The organism is Falsiroseomonas sp. HC035 (assembly GCF_050563525.1).
Taxonomy (GTDB): domain Bacteria; phylum Pseudomonadota; class Alphaproteobacteria; order Acetobacterales; family Acetobacteraceae; genus Falsiroseomonas.
The window spans coordinates 297,673-314,882 of the sequence record NZ_JBNXUN010000001.1 but is presented as its reverse complement, the minus strand read 5'-3'; the positions used below and the strand labels follow the sequence as shown (position 1 = coordinate 314,882).

Genomic DNA, 17,210 nt, shown 5'->3' with positions numbered 1-17,210 from the left:
TCTCACCGTTTGACCGGCACGTTCCAGATTTCCTGGGCGTATTCGGCAATGGTGCGGTCGGAGGAGAACCAGCCGACATTCGCGGTGTTCAGCACGGCGGAGCGCCACCAGCCCTTCGCGTCGCGCCAGCGTTCGTCCACCTGGCGTTGCGCGTCGAAATAGCTGTCGAAATCTGCGGTCACCAGGAAGTAGTCGGTGGCGCGCAGGTCGGCCACCAGGGACCGATAGCGGGTCGGGTCATCCGGCGAGAAGACGCCGGCCTCGATCTGCTCCAGCGCTTCCTTCAGGCGGCGTGACTTCTCGATGGCGGCGGCGCCCTGGATGTTCTGGGCGCGGTGCCGGGCCACCTGTTCCGTGGTCAGGCCGAAGATGAAGATGTTGTCGTCGCCGACATGCTCCTTGATCTCGACATTGGCGCCGTCCAGCGTGCCGATGGTCAGCGCGCCGTTCAGCGCCAGCTTCATGTTGCCGGTGCCTGACGCCTCCATGCCCGCGGTCGAAATCTGCTCGGACAGGTCGGCGGCGGGGACGATGATCTCGGCCAGCGACACGTTGTAGTTCGGCAGGAAGGCGATCTTCAGCAGGTTGCGCACGGTCGGGTCGCTGTTGACCACGCGCGCCACGTCATGCGCCAGCTTGATGATGAGCTTGGCGCGGTGGTAGCTGCTGGCCGCCTTGCCGGCGAAGATCTTCACCCGCGGCACCCAGCTGCGCGTCGGCTGGCTGCGGATCTCGTCGTACAGCGCCACGGCTTCCAGCACGTTCAGAAGCTGGCGCTTGTATTCGTGGATGCGCTTGATCTGCACGTCGAAGATCGCATCGGGGTCGATGCGGAGCTGATGCTGGTCGCGCACCAGGGCGGCCAGCGCCTGCTTGTTCGCGCGCTTCACCGCGGCGAATTTCTGCTGGAAGCCGGCGTCGGCGGCCAGTGGGCGCAGCTTCTCCAGCGCCATCGCATCGTCCAGCACCTGCGGGCCGCAGGCCTCGACCAGCAACGAGGTCAACGCCGGATTGCATTGCTGCAGCCAGCGCCGGAAGGTGATGCCGTTGGTCTTGTTGGTCAGCTTGCCCGGGAACAGCGTGTGGAAATCGCTGAACACCGTGGTCTTCAGCAGGTCCGAATGCAGCGCGGAGACGCCGTTGACCTTGTGCGAGCCGACGACGGCGAGATGCCCCATCCGGACGCGGCGGCCGTGGCCTTCCTCGATGACGGAGACGGAGGACAGCATGCGCCCGTCATCGGGATGTTTGGTCCGCACATCATCCAGGTGGAACGCGTTGATCAGGTAGATGAGCTGCATGTGGCGCGGCAGCAGCCGTTCCATCAGCGGTACCGGCCAGGATTCCAGCGCCTCCGGCAGCAGGGTGTGGTTGGTGTAGCTGATGGTGCGGCGCGTGATGTCCCACGCCTCGTCCCAGGGAATGTCGTGCAGGTCGACGCAGATGCGCAGCAGCTCCGCCACCACGATCGCCGGGTGCGTGTCGTTGAGCTGGATGGCGACGCGGTCGGGCAGGGACCGCAGGTCGCCGTAGACGCGGATGTGCCGGCGCACCAGGTCCTGCAAGGCGGCGGAGGAGAAGAAGTACTCCTGCCGCAGCCGGAGCTCCTGGCCGGCCGGGCTTTCATCGGAGGGGTAGAGGAGCTTCGAGATGCTCTCCGCCTTCACCTTTTCCGACAGCGCGCCGATGTGGTCGCCGGAGTTGAAGGCATCGAGGCGCAGCGGGTCCGTCGCGCGGGCCGACCACAGTCGCAGCGTGTTCACATGCACGCCGCGCCAGCCGACGATCGGTGTGTCGTAGGCCACCGCCTGCACCGTCTCGCCCGGCTTCCAGACATGCTTCACCTGGGCCTCGGAGAGGTTCACCGCCTCCACCGTGCCGCCGAAGCCGATGGTGTGGGAGATTTCCGGGCGGGCGAATTCCCAGGGATTGCCGAAGTTCAGCCAATCCTCGGGGAATTCATGCTGCCAGCCGTCGCGGATGATCTGGCGGAACAGGCCATGGTCGTAGCGGATGCCGTAGCCGAAGGCGGGAATGGACAGCGAGGCCATGCTCTCCATGAAGCAGGCCGCGAGCCGGCCAAGGCCGCCATTGCCGAGCGCGGCGTCGGGCTCCGCGATCCGCAGCTTCTCGACATCGACGCCGAGCGGCTCCAGCGCCTCCCGGATCGCCCCGACCAGGCCAAGGTTGCAGACATTGTCCCGCAGTAGCCGGCCGATCAGGAATTCCAGGCTGAGGTAGTAAACCTGCTTGGCACCGGACTGGTAGGTGGCGCGGGTCAGGTCGATCCAGCGGTCCACAATGCGTTCGCGCACCGCCAAGGCGGTCGCGATGAACCAGTCGCGGTCGCGCGCGCCGAGGCGGCTTTTGCCGAGATCGTAGGTCAGCTTGTGCAGGATGCTCTCGCGCAGCGACGCGGCATCGCCGGCGCGGGCCGTGGGGGCGAGGATTGCGGCGGCGCCGGTCGGTGTCGGGCTATCCATGCGTTTCGGTTCCTTCGGCAATCGGCATCGCGACGGTTCGGCAAACCGTCGGCAACCGTTGGCTGTGCTTTGCAGCAATTTGCATTCAGCGCCACATGAAAAACAAGCGGCAGCCCGGCGGCGCCTCTCGGATCCGTGAAGTGTGGCTTTTTACGCTGCCGAAATGGCCGCGAGGCCCGCGAAGGCCGGGGCCGGGTGTACCACGAAGGCAAGCGGCACGTCGGCCATCCAGTGCTGCATCGGGGCCTTCGCCTCGAAGCGGGACCGGAAGCGTGCGGCATCCATCAGGTGCAGCAGGCGCGGCGGCACGCCGCCCGCAATGAAGACGCCGCCACGGGCGCCCCAGGCCAGTGCCATGTCGCCGGCGTAGGCGGCGAGGAAATCCAGGAAAAGCGCAACCGCCTCCGCCGCCACCGGGCAGGTGCCGGCGGCATCGACGATGGCGCCGGCGTCACGCTCCGGCACCGCGATGCCCTGCAACACGGCGCAGATGGCGTGCAGGTTCACCAGGCCACGGCCGGAGAGCGCTTCCTCCGCCCCGGCGCGTCCGCAGCGGGCGCGGAGCGCGCCAACCACCGCATCCTCCCGCGCCGTCTCCGGCGCCAGGCCGATATGGCCGCCCTCCGTCGGCACCGCGATCGGCCCGGCCGGGCTCGGCACCAGCCCGGCGGCGCCGAGGCCGGTGCCGGGGCCGACGACGATCATCGGCGCGTCGGGCACCGAGCGGCCGCCGCCGATCCGCACCAGATCGGCCGCGCCGAGGTGCGGCAGCGCGTGGGCCAGCGCCAGGAAGTCGTTCACCAGCCGCACCCGCGCCATGCCGAAGCGGGCGGCGATGGCGTCGCTGCGCAATTCCCAGGGCGCGTTGGTCAGGCGCACGGGTTCTTCCAGCACTGGCCCGGCCACGGCCAGCACGGCGCGATCCAGCGGTGACCGCGGCCGCAGCAGCGCCAGGGCGGCGGCGATGGCGTCTTCCGGCGTCGGATACTCGGCGACCGGCAGGATGGCCGGGTCACCGACCAGGCCATCCTCCAACAGCGCAAAGCGGGCGTTGGTGCCGCCGATATCCGCCAGCAGCGCGCTCAATAGGTGGCGCGCCCGCCGGAGATGTCGAACACCGCGCCGGTGGAGAAGGAACAGTCGGGGCTCGCCAGCCAGCAGATCAGCCCGGCGATCTCCTCCACCTCCACGAAGCGGCCCATCGGGATCTTGGACAGCATGAAGGCGATGTGGGCTTCCGTCATCTGGTTGAAGATGTCGGTCTTGGCGGCGGCCGGCGTGACACAGTTCACCAGCACGCCCTTGGTCGCAAGCTCCTTCGCCAGCGATTTGGTCAGGCCGATCAGCCCGGCCTTGCTGGCGCTGTAGTGCGCCGCGTTGGGGTTGCCTTCCTTGCCGGCGACGGAGGCGACGTTCACGACGCGGCCCCAGCCATTGGCGACCAGATGCGGCACCAGGGCCTGGGATACCAGGAACGGGGCCGTCAGGTTCACCTCCACCACGCGGCGCCACTGCGCGGGGGGAATTTCGGCCACCGGCATGTTGCCGCCGGTGATGCCGGCGTTGTTCACCAGGATATCCACCTTGCCATGCGCGGCGATGGTCTTCGCCGTCGCCTCCGCCACCGCCAATTCATCGGCGAGGTCCAGCACCTGTGCGGTGACGGTGCCGTCGGCGGCCAGCGCCGCGCGGCTTTCCTCGGCCTTGGCCGGGTCGGCATCCCAGATCGAGACGCTGGCGCCGGATGCCACCATGCGGCGGGCCACCGCCAGCCCGATGCCACGCGCGCCGCCGGTGACGACGGCGACGCGGCCCTGAAGATCCAGCTTGTTCATGGCATCACCCCCTGCCGACGAAGGGCATCTTGCTGGCCATGATGGTCATGGTCAGCACGTTGGTCTCCAGCGGCCAGGCCGCCATCTGCGCCACGGCGCGGCCGACATGGTCGACCTTCATCAGCGGCTCCGCCTTGATCGACCAATCCGCCTGCGGCACGCCCTTGGCCATGCGTTCCGCCATCGGCGTCGCGGCGTTGCCGATATCGATCTGGCCCACGGCGATGTCGAACCGCCGCCCATCAAGGTTCATGGATTTCGTCAGGCCGGTGACGGCGTGCTTCGTGGCGGTGTAGGGCGCGCTGCCCGGGCGCGGGGCGTGGGCGCTGATCGAGCCGTTGTTGATGATACGCCCGCCCATCGGCTGCTGCTTCGCCATCATGCGGAAGGCCGCATGCGCGCACAGGAACACGCCATTCAGGTTGACCGCCACCACTTTGAACCACTGCTCCGCCGTCAGCTCCTCGAACGGCGTGCCGGGCACGTTGTTCCCGGCGTTGTTGAACAACAGGTCCAGGCGGCCGAATTTTTGTTCAATCGTGGCGAAGGCGGCGTCGATCTGGCCGGGTTCTGTCACGTCCGCCGGCACGACCAGCGTCTCGCCCTGGCACAGGCCGGCGGTCTCCTCCAGCGCGTCCTGCCGGCGGCCGAGCAGGGCGACGGTCCAGCCATCCTCGGCCAGCGCCAGGGAGGCGGCGCGGCCGACGCCGGACCCAGCGCCCGTCACCAATGCATATTTTTGTGCCATCCACGTTCCCCCAAAAGCCGATCCCGAGGCAGCAGGGTGCCGCGCCAGCCCATCCCCTGTCCACCCGGGTGCCGGTGCGGCCTTGCGGCGGCTACCGTTCCGATGGGATAGCGGAGAGCGAAAATCCCGGCCGGACACCCCCCTCCCCATGAGCATCCACGCTGCGCTCACCCATCGCACCAGCTACAGCTACGACCGGTTGGTGGGCATGTCGCCGCAGCTGATCCGGCTGCGTCCGGCGCCACATTGCCGCACGCCGATCCTGTCCTACTCCCTCGACATCTCGCCGAAGCCGCATTTCCTGAACTGGGTGCAGGACCCGCAGGGCAACTTTTGCGCCCGCGTGGTCTTTCCCGACCGCGTCCGGTCCTTCGAAGTGACGGTCGACCTGCTGGCCGACATGGCCACGATCAACCCCTTCGACTTCTTCGTGGAGCCCGAGGCCGAGGCCTTCCCCTTCGAATACGATCCGGTGCTGGCGCAGGAACTTGCGCCGTTCCGTCGCGTCTCCGCCCCCGGCCCGCTGCTGGATGCCTATCTGAAGGGCGTGCCGCGGCAGGCGCCGAACACCGTCAACTATCTGGTCGACCTGAACCAAAAGCTGTCCACCGAGATCGGCTACATCGTCCGGCTTGAACCTGGCGTCTGGACGCCGGAGGAAGTGCTGTCCAACCGGAAAGGCTCCTGCCGCGATTCCGGCTGGCTGCTGGTGCAGATCCTGCGCCACCTGGGCTTCGCCGCCCGCTTCGTCTCCGGCTACCTCATCCAGCTTGTCCCCGACATCAAGTCGGTGACCGGCCCGCAGGGCACCACGACGGACTTCACCGACCTGCACGCCTGGTGCGAGGTGTACGTACCGGGCGCCGGCTGGATCGGCCTCGACCCGACCAGCGGGCTGCTGGCGGGCGAGGGCCATATCCCGCTGGCGGCGACGCCAGAACCCGCCTCGGCCGCCGCGATCACCGGCGGCGTGGACGAAGCGGAGACGGAGTTCGGTTTCCACATGGAAGTCCGCCGCGTGGCGCAGTCGCCCCGCGTGACCAAGCCCTACACCGAGGAGGACTGGGCGCGGATCATGGCGCTCGGCACCAGGGTCGATGAGGCGCTGGTGGCCGGCGACGTGCGCCTGACGGTGGGCGGCGAGCCGACCTTCGTGGCGGAGGGCGACCGCGACGCGGCGGAATGGAACACGGATGCGCTCGGCCCGACCAAGCGCAAGCTGGCGGGGCGGCTGCTGCGGCGGTTGCAGGGGCTGTGGGCGCCGGGCTCGGCGCTCAGCTACGCGCAGGGCAAGTGGTATCCGGGCGAGCCGCTGCCGCGCTGGGGGCTGCATTGCCACTGGCGGGCGGATGGCGAGCCGGTCTGGACCGATCCTGCGCTGCTGGCCTCGGATGACGACACCGACGATGCGACTGCCAAGGACGCGGCGGAATTCGCCGTGATGCTGGCCGGCCGGCTCGGCCTGGACCCGGCTTTGCGGATCCCGGCCCGCGAGGATGTCCACTACTACCTGTGGAAGGAAAAGCTGCTGCCCGCCAACGTGGTGGCGGAGGACAGCAAGCTGCGCGACCCGCTGGAACGCGCGCGGCTGGCGCGGTTGTTCGCCGGCGGGTTGGCGGCGGAGGTCGGCTCCGTCCTGCCCCTGCGCCGGGCCGGGGAGGGTGAGGATCGCGCCTGGGAATCCGGCAGGTGGTCGTTCCGCGATGGCGAGTTGCTGCTGATCCCCGGCGACAGCCCGATGGGCTTCCGGCTGCCGCTGGACAGCCTGCCCTGGGCCTCCGAGAAAAGCATCGATGCGCAGCCTGAGCCGGACCCTTTTGCCCGCCGCGAACCGCTGCGGCCGCGACGCGACGGGACCGGGGAACGCGCCCGCATCATCGAGCAGCCGGTGCCGGAACCTGGGAAGGAGGAGCCGGGCGTGGTGCGGACGGCGCTCTGCGTCGAGAGCCGCGGCGGGCTTATCCACATCTTCCTGCCGCCGCTGGCCCTGGCGCAGGACTGGATCGACCTGGTGGCGGCGATCGAGGATGTGGCGCGCGATGTCGGCCGCAAGGTGTTCCTCGAAGGCTACCAGCCGCCGGGCGACCCGCGCCTGCTGAACTTCTCCGTCACGCCCGATCCGGGGGTGATCGAGGTGAATGTGCATCCCTCCGCCAGCTGGTCCGACCTCAGCGCGAGGACGGAGGTGCTGTACGAGGAAGCGCGCCAGATCGGGCTGGCGGCGGAAAAATTCATGTTGGACGGCCGCCATGTCGGCACCGGCGGCGGCAACCACATGGTGATGGGCGCGGCGGAACCGGCGGACAGTCCCTTCCTGCGGCGGCCGGATCTGCTGAAGTCGCTGGTCGGCTTCTGGCACAACCACCCGAGCCTGTCCTACCTGTTCAGCGGCCTGTTCATCGGCCCGACCAGCCAGCATCCGCGCGTCGACGAGGCGCGCGGCGATGCGGTGCATGAGCTGGAGACGGCGCTGGCGCAGGTGCCGCGCATGGGCGAGGCCTCGCCGCCCTGGCTGACCGACCGAATCTTCCGGAACCTGCTGGTCGACATGACGGGCAACACGCACCGCACGGAATTCTGCATCGACAAGATGTATGACCCGAACAATGCGGGCGGGCGGCGCGGGCTTGTGGAGTTCCGCGGTTTCGAGATGCAGCCGCATTGGCAGATGTCGCTGGCGCAGCAACTGCTTTTGCGGTCGCTGGTCGCGGGCTTCTGGCAGCGGCCGTATGAGCGGCGCCTGATCAAGTGGGGCACGCGGCTGCATGACGACTTCATGCTGCACCATCATGCGCGGCAGGATTTTTCGGAAGTCATCGAGGAGGTGCAGGCGCTTGGCTTCCCGGTCGATGCCGCCTGGTTCGAGCCGCATTTCGAGTTCCGTTTCCCCAAGGTCGGCCACATTGCGTTGCGTGGGATGGAACTGGAACTGCGCAATGCGCTGGAGCCCTGGCATGTGCTGGGCGAGGAAGCCTCCGCCGGCGGCACCACGCGCTATGTCGACAGCAGCGTGGAGCGCTTGCAGGCAAGGGTGACGGGCTGGGTGGAGGAGCGCTTTGTGCTCGCCTGCAACGGCGCCGCGGTGCCACTGAGCCCGACGGGGACGGAGGGCGAATACGTCGCCGGCATCCGCTTCAAGGCGTGGGACCCGCCGAGCGCGTTGCACCCGACGGTGCGCGCCCAGGCGCCGCTGACCTTCGACGTGTGGGATAGCTGGACCGGGCGCAGCCTCGGCGGCTGCCAGCACCACGTGGCGCACCCGGGCGGGCGCAACTACCAGACCTTCCCGGTCAATGCGAACGAGGCGGAGGCGCGGCGGCGCGCGCTGTTCATGCCGATGGGCCATACGCCGGGCGCGATGGAGGCGCCGCGAAGCGTGCCCTCCCGCGCCACGCCGCGCACGCTCGACTTGAGGCGTACCCGCTGACCGACGCGCCGGCCTCCGCGGAAAACGCCCCGCACCAACTGGACGAGATGGTGGACGGCAACGGCCAGGTCCGCCCGCAATGGCGCGGCCTGCTCGGCGCCTTCTCCTCGCTCGGCTACCCGGCGGTGGCGGAACGCGCGAGGCGGCTGGACCGTGCCTTCGAGGAGGAGGGCGTCGCGACCGTCCTCGCCACCGAGACCAGCCGCACCAGCCGGCCCTGGCGCTGCGACCCGGTGCCGCTGATCCTGCCGGCCGGGGAGTTCGCCGCGCTGGAAGCTGGCCTGGCGCAGCGGGCAAGGCTGCTGGCGGCGATGCTGGACGATCTGTACGGACCGCAGCGCCTGCTGTCGGAGGGCGTGCTGCCCGCGGCCCTCGTCTTCGGCAACCCACACTTCCTGCGCCCTTGCCGGGTGCCGGCGCCGAAGCCGTTTCCGCGCCTGACCTTCTACGGCGCCGACCTGCTACGCGGTCCCGACGGCACCTGGCGGGTGCTGGCGGATCGCTGTGGCGGTGCCAATGGCGTGGGCTTCGCGGCGGAAAACCGCGCCCTGCTGGCCCGCGTGCTGCCGGAGGCGTTCCGCGCCGTGCATGTCCGCAGTTTACGCCCCTTCTTCGACACTTGGCTGGATGCCTTGCAGGCGCTCGCGCCGGGGGGCGTGGACAACCCGCGCCTCGCCTTGCTGTCGCCCGGCGCGCGGCAGGAGACCTGGCTGGAGCACCTGTTCCTGTCGCGCGAGTTGGGGTTGGAACTGGTCGAAGCCGGTGACCTCACGGTACGCGACGGGCAGGTGTTCCTGAAGACCCTGCGCGGCCTGCGCCGCGTCGACGTCATCCTGCGCCGCATCAAGGGTGAGGTCTCGGATCCGTTGGAATTCGACAGCGGCTCCGGCGTGCCCGGGCTGATGCAGGCGATGCGGGCGGGGGCGGTGCGGCTGGTGAACACGCCCGGTTCGATGCTGGCGGAAGCGCCCGGCGCCGCGCCCTACCTGCCGGCTGCCGCGCGCTTCCTGCTGGATGAGGACCTGGCGCTGGAGGGGCTGGAGACGCTGTGGATGGGCGACGCGGACGCCCGCGCCCGCGTGCAGGCGGCGCCCGAGGCCTGGCGCCTGCGCTCCGCCTTCGATCCGGGGCAGGCGACCCCGCTGGGCGCGCTGGAAGTGTTTTCCGAGAAGGGCAATGCGGCCGCCTGGATGCATGCGGCGACGCGTCCGATGGCGCCTTCCGCCACCCCGCGCCTGGCCGGGGAGGCGCTGGAGCCGGCGCCGGTTACCTTGCGCATGTTCCTGGCGCGCGACGCGGCGGGTGACTGGCGCGCCATGCCCGGCGGCCTCGCACATGTGCTGGATGGCAGCGGGCCGATCGCCGGCCCGCCGGCGCGGCGCGGCGCGGCCAAGGATGTCTGGGTGATCGCGGAAGACGCGCAGGACATCCTGGGCCCCGCCGCGCCACGCGCCGCGCTGCTGTCCATCCGCCGGTCCTCCGGCGAATTGCCGAGCCGCGTGGCGGACGATCTGTACTGGCTCGGGCGGACCATCGAGCGGCTGGACGCGGCCGCCCGGCTGCTGCGCGCCCTGCTTGCCCGGCTGCTGCGCGGAGCCGCGATGCCGCGCGAGATCGCCGAGATCCGCGCCCTGGCGCGCTGCCTTCAGGCGGCCGGGCTGATCTCGGCGGAGGCGGCGGCCAGCCCGGCCGATGGCAAGGCCCTGCCGCGCGCGCTGCGGGAAGCGGCGGCGCCGGGCGGCGCGCTGCTCGGCCTGCTGGAAGCGGTGGAACGGCCGCAGGTGGCGGTACGGGACCGCCTGACCCATGACATGTGGGCGGCCTTCGCGCACCTGATCCAGGAAGGCCGCGCCCGCCTGCTGTCCGGCGCCGATGGCGACGATGCGCTGGCCGCCGCCGCCACCGCCATCATCCGCTTCTGCAATGCGGTGTCCGGTATCGCGGCGGAGAACATGGTGCGCGGCGGCGCCTGGATGTTCCTCGACCTTGGCCGCCGGATCGAGCGTGCGACGGCGACGGCCCGCAACCTGGCGCATGCGCTGGACCAGCCGGCGCCACGCATCGAGGCCGGGCTGCGCCTGGCGCTGGAGATCTGCGACAGCGCGCTGACCTACCGCGCCCGCTACCTGGCGGCCGTGCAGGCGGCGCCGGTGCTGGACCTGGTGCTGGCGGACCCGGGCAATCCGCGGGCGCTGGCGTTCCAGCTTGCGGCGGTATCCGACCGGTTGGCGGAGATCGCCGGTGCCGGGGATACGCTGGCGGCGACGGCGGCGGGCCTCGCCGCGCGGCCGCAGGCGCTGGTGGATGCGGTGCTGGTCGCCACCGACCGCGATGCCGCGGTGGCCGCGCTGCCGGCCGCGCTACATGCGCTGGAAGCCGAGACCGCCGCGCTGTCCGATGCCGTGGCACGACGCTACGTCAGCCATGTCCGCACCCGCGTGCTGGGGCAGGACGAGCCTGAAGTGGGCGCCGAGGCATGACGCGCTACACGCTGTGCCACCGCACCGCCTACGCCTATGGCCGCGCCGTGGACCTGGCGACGCACCTGATGCACCTGACGCCGCGCGTGGTGCCGGGCCAGGTGGTGCGCTCCGCCGTCATCACCGTGACGCCGCACGGCGGGCAGCGCACCGATGGCAGCGACCATTTCGGCAACGGTGTCACCTGGCTGTCGCTCGAGACCACGCATGACGCCTTCGAGGTGGTGCTGGACGCCGTCGTCGATGTCGACTTCGCTCCGCCGCCGCTGGCCGCCGCGACGCTGCCCTGGGAGGCGGTGCGCGCCGCGGCACGCGCGGCGGAAGGCTGGGACGCCGCCGAATTCGCCATGCCAAGCGCCCTGGCGCCGGCCGAGCGCGGGGCAGGCGTCTATGCCGCAAAATCCTTCCCGCCCGGCCGGCCGATCATGGAGGGTGTGCGGGACTTGTGCGCGCGCATCCGGCGGGACTTCGCCTTCAAGGCCGGCGTTACCACCATCTCCACGCCGGTCAGCCAGGTGCTCGCACAGCGAGCCGGCGTCTGCCAGGATTTCGCGCATCTGATGATCGCGGGGCTGCGCGCCCTCGGCCTGCCCGCCCGCTACGTCTCCGGCTATGTCCGCACCCGGCCGCCGCCGGGGCAGAAGCGGCGGCAGGGGGCGGACCAGAGCCATGCCTGGGTCGGCTGCTGGCTCGGGCCGCAGCATGGCTGGGTGGACCTCGACCCGACCAACGACCTCGTGGTTTCCGATGAGCACCTGCTGCTGGGCTGGGGGCGTGACTTCGCCGATGTCAGCCCGGTGACGGGCATCCTGCTTGGCGGGGGGCGGCAGAAACTGTCGGTCAGCGTCGACCTTCTGGCGGAGGACGAGCCAGCGTAACCGGCGACGGAACCTCGACGAAGCACGGTGCACCGATCCACCGGAGCTTCACACCATGATGACCCTTTCGCCGGGCACCGACCGCATCCTGAAGCTCCTGGCCTGGCCGGCGGCGATCTGGATTGCCTATGAGCTGACCTGGTACCAGCAGTTCAAGCTGACCGGGAACGAGGGCTCGGTCTACCTCTTCACCATCCTGTCCGACTGGCTCGGCACCCCTGGCGGCGAGAAGCCGTTCCGGCTGTTCGTCGCCATCCTGGAAATCTTCTGCGCCGTACTGGTGCTGATCCCGCGCACGCGGATGTGGGGTGCGGCGCTGTCGCTCGGGACCATGTCCGGCGCGATCTTCTTCCACGTCGTCAGCCCGCTGGGCATCGACCCCTACGGCGATGGCGGCGGACTGTTCAAGGAGGCGGTGTTCACCTGGTTCATGGCATTGCTCGTGCTGTTCGCCCACCGGGCGGAGGCCCTGGCCCTGGTCGCCAAGCTGCGTGCCCGCTTCCTGCCGCAGGCGGCGTGACGCCGATGCCGGCGGAGCAGGCCGTGCCCATGACTCTCAAGCGGCCGCCGCGTGATGTGCGGATGGATGTGCTGCGCGGCTGGATGCAGGTCTCCATCTTCATCAGCCATGCCTACACGGTGGTGTTCTTCTGGGGCATCCACGCGGCCTGGGGCATCTCCGACAGTTCCGAGCAGTTCGTGCTGCTGTCCGGGCTCGCGCTCGGCTCCGTCTTCACGCTGAAGCGCGCGCGGGATGGCTTCCGGTCCGCTGCAAGCGACCTGCTGGGGCGCATCCGGCGGCTGTACCTGACGCATCTGGTGGTCTTCGTGCTGTTCGCCGCCATGGTGTTCTGGGTGCAGATGCGGGTGCCGCTACCGGAGTTGGTGCAGGAAACCGGCTGGGCCTGGCTGGCGCAGGACCCGCTGCGGGCGGTGCCGGCGACGCTGGCGCTGCTGTACCAACCGACCTTCATGGATATCCTGCCGCTGTTCGTGTTCTGCATGCTGCTGCTGGCGCCGTTCCTGTGGCTGCTGGACCGCTTCGGCGACCGGGCGCTGCTGGCGCCGATCGGCCTTTATGCCGCGACGCAGATCTTCGGCCTGGCGCCGCCGGGGCTCGGCGGCACCCACATCACCTTCGACCCCTTCGCCTGGCAGCTTCTGTTCCTGCTCGGCGCCTGGGTCGGTCGCCGCGCCCTGCTTGGCGGGCCACCGCTGCCGCGCCACCCGGCGCTGTTCGGGCTGGCCGCGGCGGTGCTGGCGGTCGGGCTCTGGGTGAAGGCCGGGCATCATGGCTGGATCGCCGCGCCGACGGCGTTGATGGAGACGCTGGCGGACAAGGGCACGCTCGGGCCGCTACGGCTGGCGCATGCGCTGGTGCTGGCCTGGCTGGTGGCGGTGCTGGTGCCGCGCGATGCGCCCTGGATGCACGGGCTGGTGCCGCGCGTTCTGGCAACCATCGGTCAGCACAGCCTGCATGTGTTCTGCCTGGGCCTGTTCCTGAGCTGGGGCGTGTCCCTGGCCTTCGAGATGTTCCCGGCGCGAGCCTGGTGGCTGGAGCTGGTGCTGATCCCGGCCGGCATCCTGGCGCTGGCGGCCTTTGCCTTCTGGCTCGACTGGCGCCGGGTGCCGGCGCGTCACGCCATCAGCGGTTCCGCCGGATCGTAGACCTGCCCGGTGCTGCCATCGGTCAGGCCGAGGTCGGTCAGGTGCGGCCCGGCATTGCAGGCGAGCGAGATGCCGGTGATGCCGCGGAACACGCGATAGGGCGGCAGCCAGTCGCACACCGCATCCGCCGCCTGCCGCAGCCGCGCGAATCTTTCCGCTGTTTCGGCCGGCGGCGTCTCGGCCAGCAAGCCTGCGATGGGCAATGGCAGCAGCGCCGTCACCAAGCCCCCGGCGGCCACCGCCATGCCGCCGCCGGCAGCAATCACCGCATTGGCCGCCGCCGCCATGTCCTCCGCCGTGCCGCCGAGGACCAGCAGGTTGTGGCTGTCATGCGCGATGGTGGTGGCGATGGCGCCGCGCATCTCGCCCCAGCCATCGGTCAGGCAGGTCCGCGGCGTGGCGGGCGCGCGGCCGTGCCGGTGGATGAGGGTCAGTACCGCATGGCCGGGCGGCGGCGTCGCGACGCCGTCGCGGATCTCGACCTCGATCTCGCCCCAGGACACGAAGCGCGCGCCGAGGATGCGGCGCAGGCGGGCTCGGCCATCCTGAACGCCGCGCACCCGCAGGCGGAAGGCAGCGGTCGGTTGCGGCAGAAGCTTCATCGTGTCGGTCGGCGCATCCGCCCGCCGCGGTGGCGGCGCCAGCAGCGCGCCCGCTTCGGCCACCAGTTTCCCGCCCACCAGCACGCGATCCACCCGCACCGTGGCAAGGTCCGACAGCACCACGAGATCCGCCCGCCGCCCCGGCGCCACCAGCCCGAGGTCGTCCCGCTTCAGCCGCATCGCGGCGTGCAGCGTCGCCAGCCGGATGGCGGCGATGGGCGACAGGCCGCGGGCGATGACGCGGGCGATGGTGTCGCGCAGGCCGCCCTTCGCCAGCAGCTCGTCCGGGAAAACGTCGTCCGTCGCCAGCACCAGGTTCGGCGGCAGCAGCGGCAGGGTGGCCAGCGCGGCGACGGCGCCGGGCAGCACCTGGTCGTGGCTGCCACGCAATTCCACCGTCAGCCCGGCGCGCAGCTTCTGCAGGAAATCCTCGGTCGCGGTGATCTCGTGGTCGGAGGTCACGCCGGCCGTCGCATAGGCCTGGAGGTCGGCATCCAGCAGGCCGCGCGCATGGCCGTTGACGTTCTTGCCGGCGGCGAGCCCGGCGCCGACGATGCCTTGCATATGCGGCGTGCCGCGCAGCACACCGGGCATATCCATCACCTCCGCGACACCGACCACCTCCGGCCAGGACAGCATCTCCGCCATCTCGGCCGGCCCGATCTCTGCACCGGCGAGTTCGAGTCCGGGGGCGGAGGGCACGCAGGACGGTGCCGCGACCAGCGTGCGCAGCGGCAGGTGGCGGGAGGCCTCGACGGCCCAGCGCACGCCCGCCAGGCCCAGCACATTGGCCAGTTCATGGGGGTCCCAGACGCAGGTGGTGGTGCCGGCGGGGACGACGACGCTGGCATAGTCGGCCGGCGTCATCAGGCTGCTTTCGTAGTGCAGGTGGCTGTCAATGAAGCCGGGCGCGATCCAGCGCCCGGCCACATCCAGCACCCTCGCCGCATCCCCCCGCGCGCCGGGCGCGTGGACGGAGGCGATCAGCGGGCCGACGATGCCGACATCCGCCGCGCGCAATTCCCCCGTCGCGACATCCACCACGGTGCCCCCGGCCAGTAGCAGGTCGAAGGGCGCCGCACCGCGCGCCGCCTGGACGGCGCGGGCACGGGTGGCGGGGTCGACGGAGTCGGTCATGCGCGGCGGTTCTCCGATGGGTCAGTCCAGCGTGGCGCCGGAGGCCTCGACCAGGGCCTTCCAGAACTGCTCCTGCTGCTGCAGGTACTCACCATAGGCGGCCGGGCTGTCATCCGCGACGGGGGTGAAGCCGAGCGGCTCCATCCGCGCCTTGAAATCATCCGACCGCACCACCCGCACCAGCGCCTCATGCAGGCGCGCCACGATGGGGGCCGGGGTGCCGGCGGGGGCGTTGACCGCGTACCAGGACTGCATGTCGATGCCCTGGTTCGGCAGCAGCTCGCTCATCCCCGGCACGTCGCGCAGCTCCGGCACATAGGTCACGCGCTCGGCGGAGCCGACGGCGAGCGCCCGGAAGCGGCCTTCGCGGACATGCGGCATCAGCGCCGGGATCACGTCGAACATCATGTCGATGGTGCCGGACAGCAGGTCCGCGATGGCGGGGCCGCCGCCACGATACGGCACATGGGTGATGTCAATGCCGGCCGCGGCGTTGACCTTGGTCAAGGTCAGGTGGCTGGCGGTGCCGGTGCCGGAGGAGCCCATGGAGATGCGGCCGGGCGCCTGCTTCGCCGCCGCGACCAGGTCCGCGAAGCTGCGCCAGGGCCGCTGTGCATTGACCACCAGCAGCACCGTGCCGGTGGTGACCCGCGTCACCGGCGTCAGGTCGCGCAGCGGGTCGAAGGGCATGGAGCGGCGGAACAGGAACTTGTTGGCGGCGAGGATGGTCGCGGTGCCGAGCAGCAGCGTGTAGCCATCCGGCTGCGCCTTCGCCACCGCGTCGCCGCCGATATTGCCGCCGGCGCCACCACGATTGTCCACCGTAATGGGCTGGCCGAGGATCGGCTGCAGACGCTCCGCCAGCAGGCGGCCGGTGATGTCCACCGCGCCGCCGGGCGGGAAGGGGACCACCAGGCGGATGGGCCGCTGCGGCCAGTTGCCCTGCGCCAGCGCGGGTGCCGCCAGCGGCAGCGCGGCGACGGCGCCGAGCAGGGTTCGGCGGCTGGGTCCGGATCGGGTCATGGAAGTGTATCCTTTTCGGCTTTGGGATCGGGCAGCGCCTGCTTCAGCCAGGCGGAGAGAAGGTCCACGGTGGTGCGCGGCGGTGAGGCCCGCGGCACCACCAGCGCGATCTCCATCGCCAGCCCCGGCAGGAAGGGGCGGAAGCTGAGGTTGGGGTAGAACGCGCGAAGCGGGAAGGCGTTGAGGATGCCGATCCCGACACCGCGCAGCACCATCTCCGCGGCGAAGACCGCGGTGGCGCATTCCATGGCGATGGCCGGTACCAGCCCGGCCTCCCGGAATGCCTGGTCCACCCTCGCCCGCAGCGCGAAGCGCCGGGGCAGGGCGACCAGCGGCAGGCCGGCGAGGTCCGCCGCCCCCAGCGCCGGGCGCGCCGCCAGCGGATGATCCCGCGGCAGCACCACATGCGCCTCCCCGCGATGCAGGATCTCGGCGGACAGGCTGGCATGGGGAGCGAAGCCATCGAGCAATCCACATTGCGCCGTGCCATCCGCCACCGCGTTCAGCACGGCGGAGGAGGCGGCGATCTCGACTTGCACCTGCAGGTCCGGATGCGCCCGCAGCATTGGCGGCAGGATGCGGTGCAGCCAGCACTGCGCCATGGTGGTGGTGGTGATCAGGTGCAGGCTGCCGTCGGCCTCCGCCGGGCCGGCCTGGCCGACCAGGCGCTTCAGCTTGCCGATGGCGCGCTGCGCTTCCGCGCTGAGGTCGGCGGCTTCGGCGGTCGGCACCAGCAGACCGGCTTCGCGCCGGAACATCGCCCGGCCAAGCCGCGCCTCCAGCCCCGCCAGGGCGCGGGATACGGCGGGCTGCGAGATACCGAGCGCGCGGGCGGCCGCGGCGGTGGTGCGATGCGCGATGACAGCCGACAACACCTCGAACTCCCGCAGGCTGGGCAACTCGGGTGCGGAGGGGTCGGCCTCGGGCAA

12 protein-coding genes are annotated in these 17,210 nt (G+C 70.6%); 5 read left to right on the top strand and 7 right to left on the bottom strand.

What is annotated here, in order from left to right; translation table 11 throughout:
* Nucleotides 1–2: 2 nt before the first annotated feature.
* The 4 genes from ACLF3G_RS01570 to ACLF3G_RS01555 all read right to left on the bottom strand — a co-directional run bounded on the left by ACLF3G_RS01570 (nt 3) and on the right by ACLF3G_RS01555 (nt 5,066).
* The gene (locus ACLF3G_RS01570; protein WP_430667557.1) at nt 3–2,483 is read right to left on the bottom strand and encodes a glycogen/starch/alpha-glucan phosphorylase; all 2,481 of its coding nucleotides are present in this window, start codon (nt 2,481–2,483) and stop codon (nt 3–5) included.
* Nucleotides 2,484–2,633: 150 nt separating this feature from the next.
* Nucleotides 2,634–3,569, bottom strand: coding sequence for a glucokinase (locus ACLF3G_RS01565; protein WP_430667556.1), 936 nt, complete (start codon nt 3,567–3,569; stop codon nt 2,634–2,636).
* Complete coding sequence (locus tag ACLF3G_RS01560; RefSeq protein ID WP_430667555.1) at nt 3,566–4,318, bottom strand: SDR family NAD(P)-dependent oxidoreductase; 753 nt, start codon at nt 4,316–4,318, stop codon at nt 3,566–3,568. The genes ACLF3G_RS01565 and ACLF3G_RS01560 overlap by 4 nt, the downstream gene beginning before the upstream one ends.
* A gap of 4 nt (nt 4,319–4,322) precedes the next feature.
* Nucleotides 4,323–5,066 (bottom strand): SDR family oxidoreductase, encoded by a 744-nt coding sequence (locus ACLF3G_RS01555; protein WP_430667554.1) that lies wholly within the window; start codon nt 5,064–5,066, stop codon nt 4,323–4,325.
* A 148-nt stretch (nt 5,067–5,214) separates the two neighbouring features.
* Here ACLF3G_RS01555 and ACLF3G_RS01550 point away from each other — a divergent pair, with 148 nt between their 5' ends.
* Genes ACLF3G_RS01550 through ACLF3G_RS01530 form a run of 5 tightly spaced genes read left to right on the top strand, consistent with a single transcriptional unit; the run spans nt 5,215 to nt 13,519 of the window.
* A complete protein-coding gene (locus ACLF3G_RS01550; protein ID WP_430667553.1) occupies nt 5,215–8,493 on the top strand; it encodes a DUF2126 domain-containing protein in 3,279 nt (1,092 codons plus the stop codon).
* A gap of 47 nt (nt 8,494–8,540) precedes the next feature.
* Entirely contained in the window at nt 8,541–10,973 is a 2,433-nt protein-coding gene (locus ACLF3G_RS01545) for a circularly permuted type 2 ATP-grasp protein (RefSeq protein WP_430667552.1), read from the top strand.
* Nucleotides 10,970–11,851: a transglutaminase family protein gene (locus ACLF3G_RS01540; RefSeq protein WP_430667551.1), complete on the top strand. Its 882-nt coding sequence runs from the start codon at nt 10,970–10,972 to the stop codon at nt 11,849–11,851. The genes ACLF3G_RS01545 and ACLF3G_RS01540 overlap by 4 nt, the downstream gene beginning before the upstream one ends.
* 55 nt (nt 11,852–11,906) lie before the next feature.
* Nucleotides 11,907–12,371, top strand: a complete 465-nt coding sequence (locus ACLF3G_RS01535; protein ID WP_430667550.1) for a DoxX family protein — start codon at nt 11,907–11,909, stop codon at nt 12,369–12,371.
* A 29-nt stretch (nt 12,372–12,400) separates the two neighbouring features.
* Complete coding sequence (locus ACLF3G_RS01530) at nt 12,401–13,519, top strand: OpgC family protein (protein WP_430667549.1); 1,119 nt, start codon at nt 12,401–12,403, stop codon at nt 13,517–13,519.
* Here ACLF3G_RS01530 and ACLF3G_RS01525 read toward each other — a convergent pair.
* From ACLF3G_RS01525 to ACLF3G_RS01515, 3 genes are read right to left on the bottom strand one after another with little or no spacing between them, the layout of a single operon-like run.
* On the bottom strand, nt 13,489–15,258 hold the full coding sequence (locus ACLF3G_RS01525; protein WP_430667548.1) for an adenine deaminase: 1,770 nt from the start codon (nt 15,256–15,258) through the stop codon (nt 13,489–13,491). The two genes, ACLF3G_RS01530 and ACLF3G_RS01525, sit on opposite strands and share 31 nt — an antisense overlap.
* 21 nt (nt 15,259–15,279) lie before the next feature.
* Nucleotides 15,280–16,281, bottom strand: coding sequence for a Bug family tripartite tricarboxylate transporter substrate binding protein (locus ACLF3G_RS01520; RefSeq protein ID WP_430667547.1), 1,002 nt, complete (start codon nt 16,279–16,281; stop codon nt 15,280–15,282).
* The gene (locus ACLF3G_RS01515; protein WP_430667546.1) at nt 16,278–17,210 is read right to left on the bottom strand and encodes a LysR family transcriptional regulator; all 933 of its coding nucleotides are present in this window, start codon (nt 17,208–17,210) and stop codon (nt 16,278–16,280) included. The genes ACLF3G_RS01520 and ACLF3G_RS01515 overlap by 4 nt, the downstream gene beginning before the upstream one ends.

Excerpts from the sequence above, each read along its gene's own strand:
- ACLF3G_RS01570 (WP_430667557.1), bottom strand. The coding sequence starts at position 2,483 with ATGGATAGCCCGACACCGACCGGCGCCGCCGCAATCCTCGCCCCCACG.
- ACLF3G_RS01560 (WP_430667555.1), bottom strand. The coding sequence starts at position 4,318 with ATGAACAAGCTGGATCTTCAGGGCCGCGTCGCCGTCGTCACCGGCGGC.
- ACLF3G_RS01555 (WP_430667554.1), bottom strand. The coding sequence starts at position 5,066 with ATGGCACAAAAATATGCATTGGTGACGGGCGCTGGGTCCGGCGTCGGC.
- ACLF3G_RS01550 (WP_430667553.1), top strand. The coding sequence starts at position 5,215 with ATGAGCATCCACGCTGCGCTCACCCATCGCACCAGCTACAGCTACGAC.
- ACLF3G_RS01545 (WP_430667552.1), top strand. The coding sequence starts at position 8,541 with ATGGTGGACGGCAACGGCCAGGTCCGCCCGCAATGGCGCGGCCTGCTC.
- ACLF3G_RS01540 (WP_430667551.1), top strand. The coding sequence starts at position 10,970 with ATGACGCGCTACACGCTGTGCCACCGCACCGCCTACGCCTATGGCCGC.
- ACLF3G_RS01535 (WP_430667550.1), top strand. The coding sequence starts at position 11,907 with ATGATGACCCTTTCGCCGGGCACCGACCGCATCCTGAAGCTCCTGGCC.
- ACLF3G_RS01530 (WP_430667549.1), top strand. The coding sequence starts at position 12,401 with ATGACTCTCAAGCGGCCGCCGCGTGATGTGCGGATGGATGTGCTGCGC.
- ACLF3G_RS01525 (WP_430667548.1), bottom strand. The coding sequence starts at position 15,258 with ATGACCGACTCCGTCGACCCCGCCACCCGTGCCCGCGCCGTCCAGGCG.
- ACLF3G_RS01520 (WP_430667547.1), bottom strand. The coding sequence starts at position 16,281 with ATGACCCGATCCGGACCCAGCCGCCGAACCCTGCTCGGCGCCGTCGCC.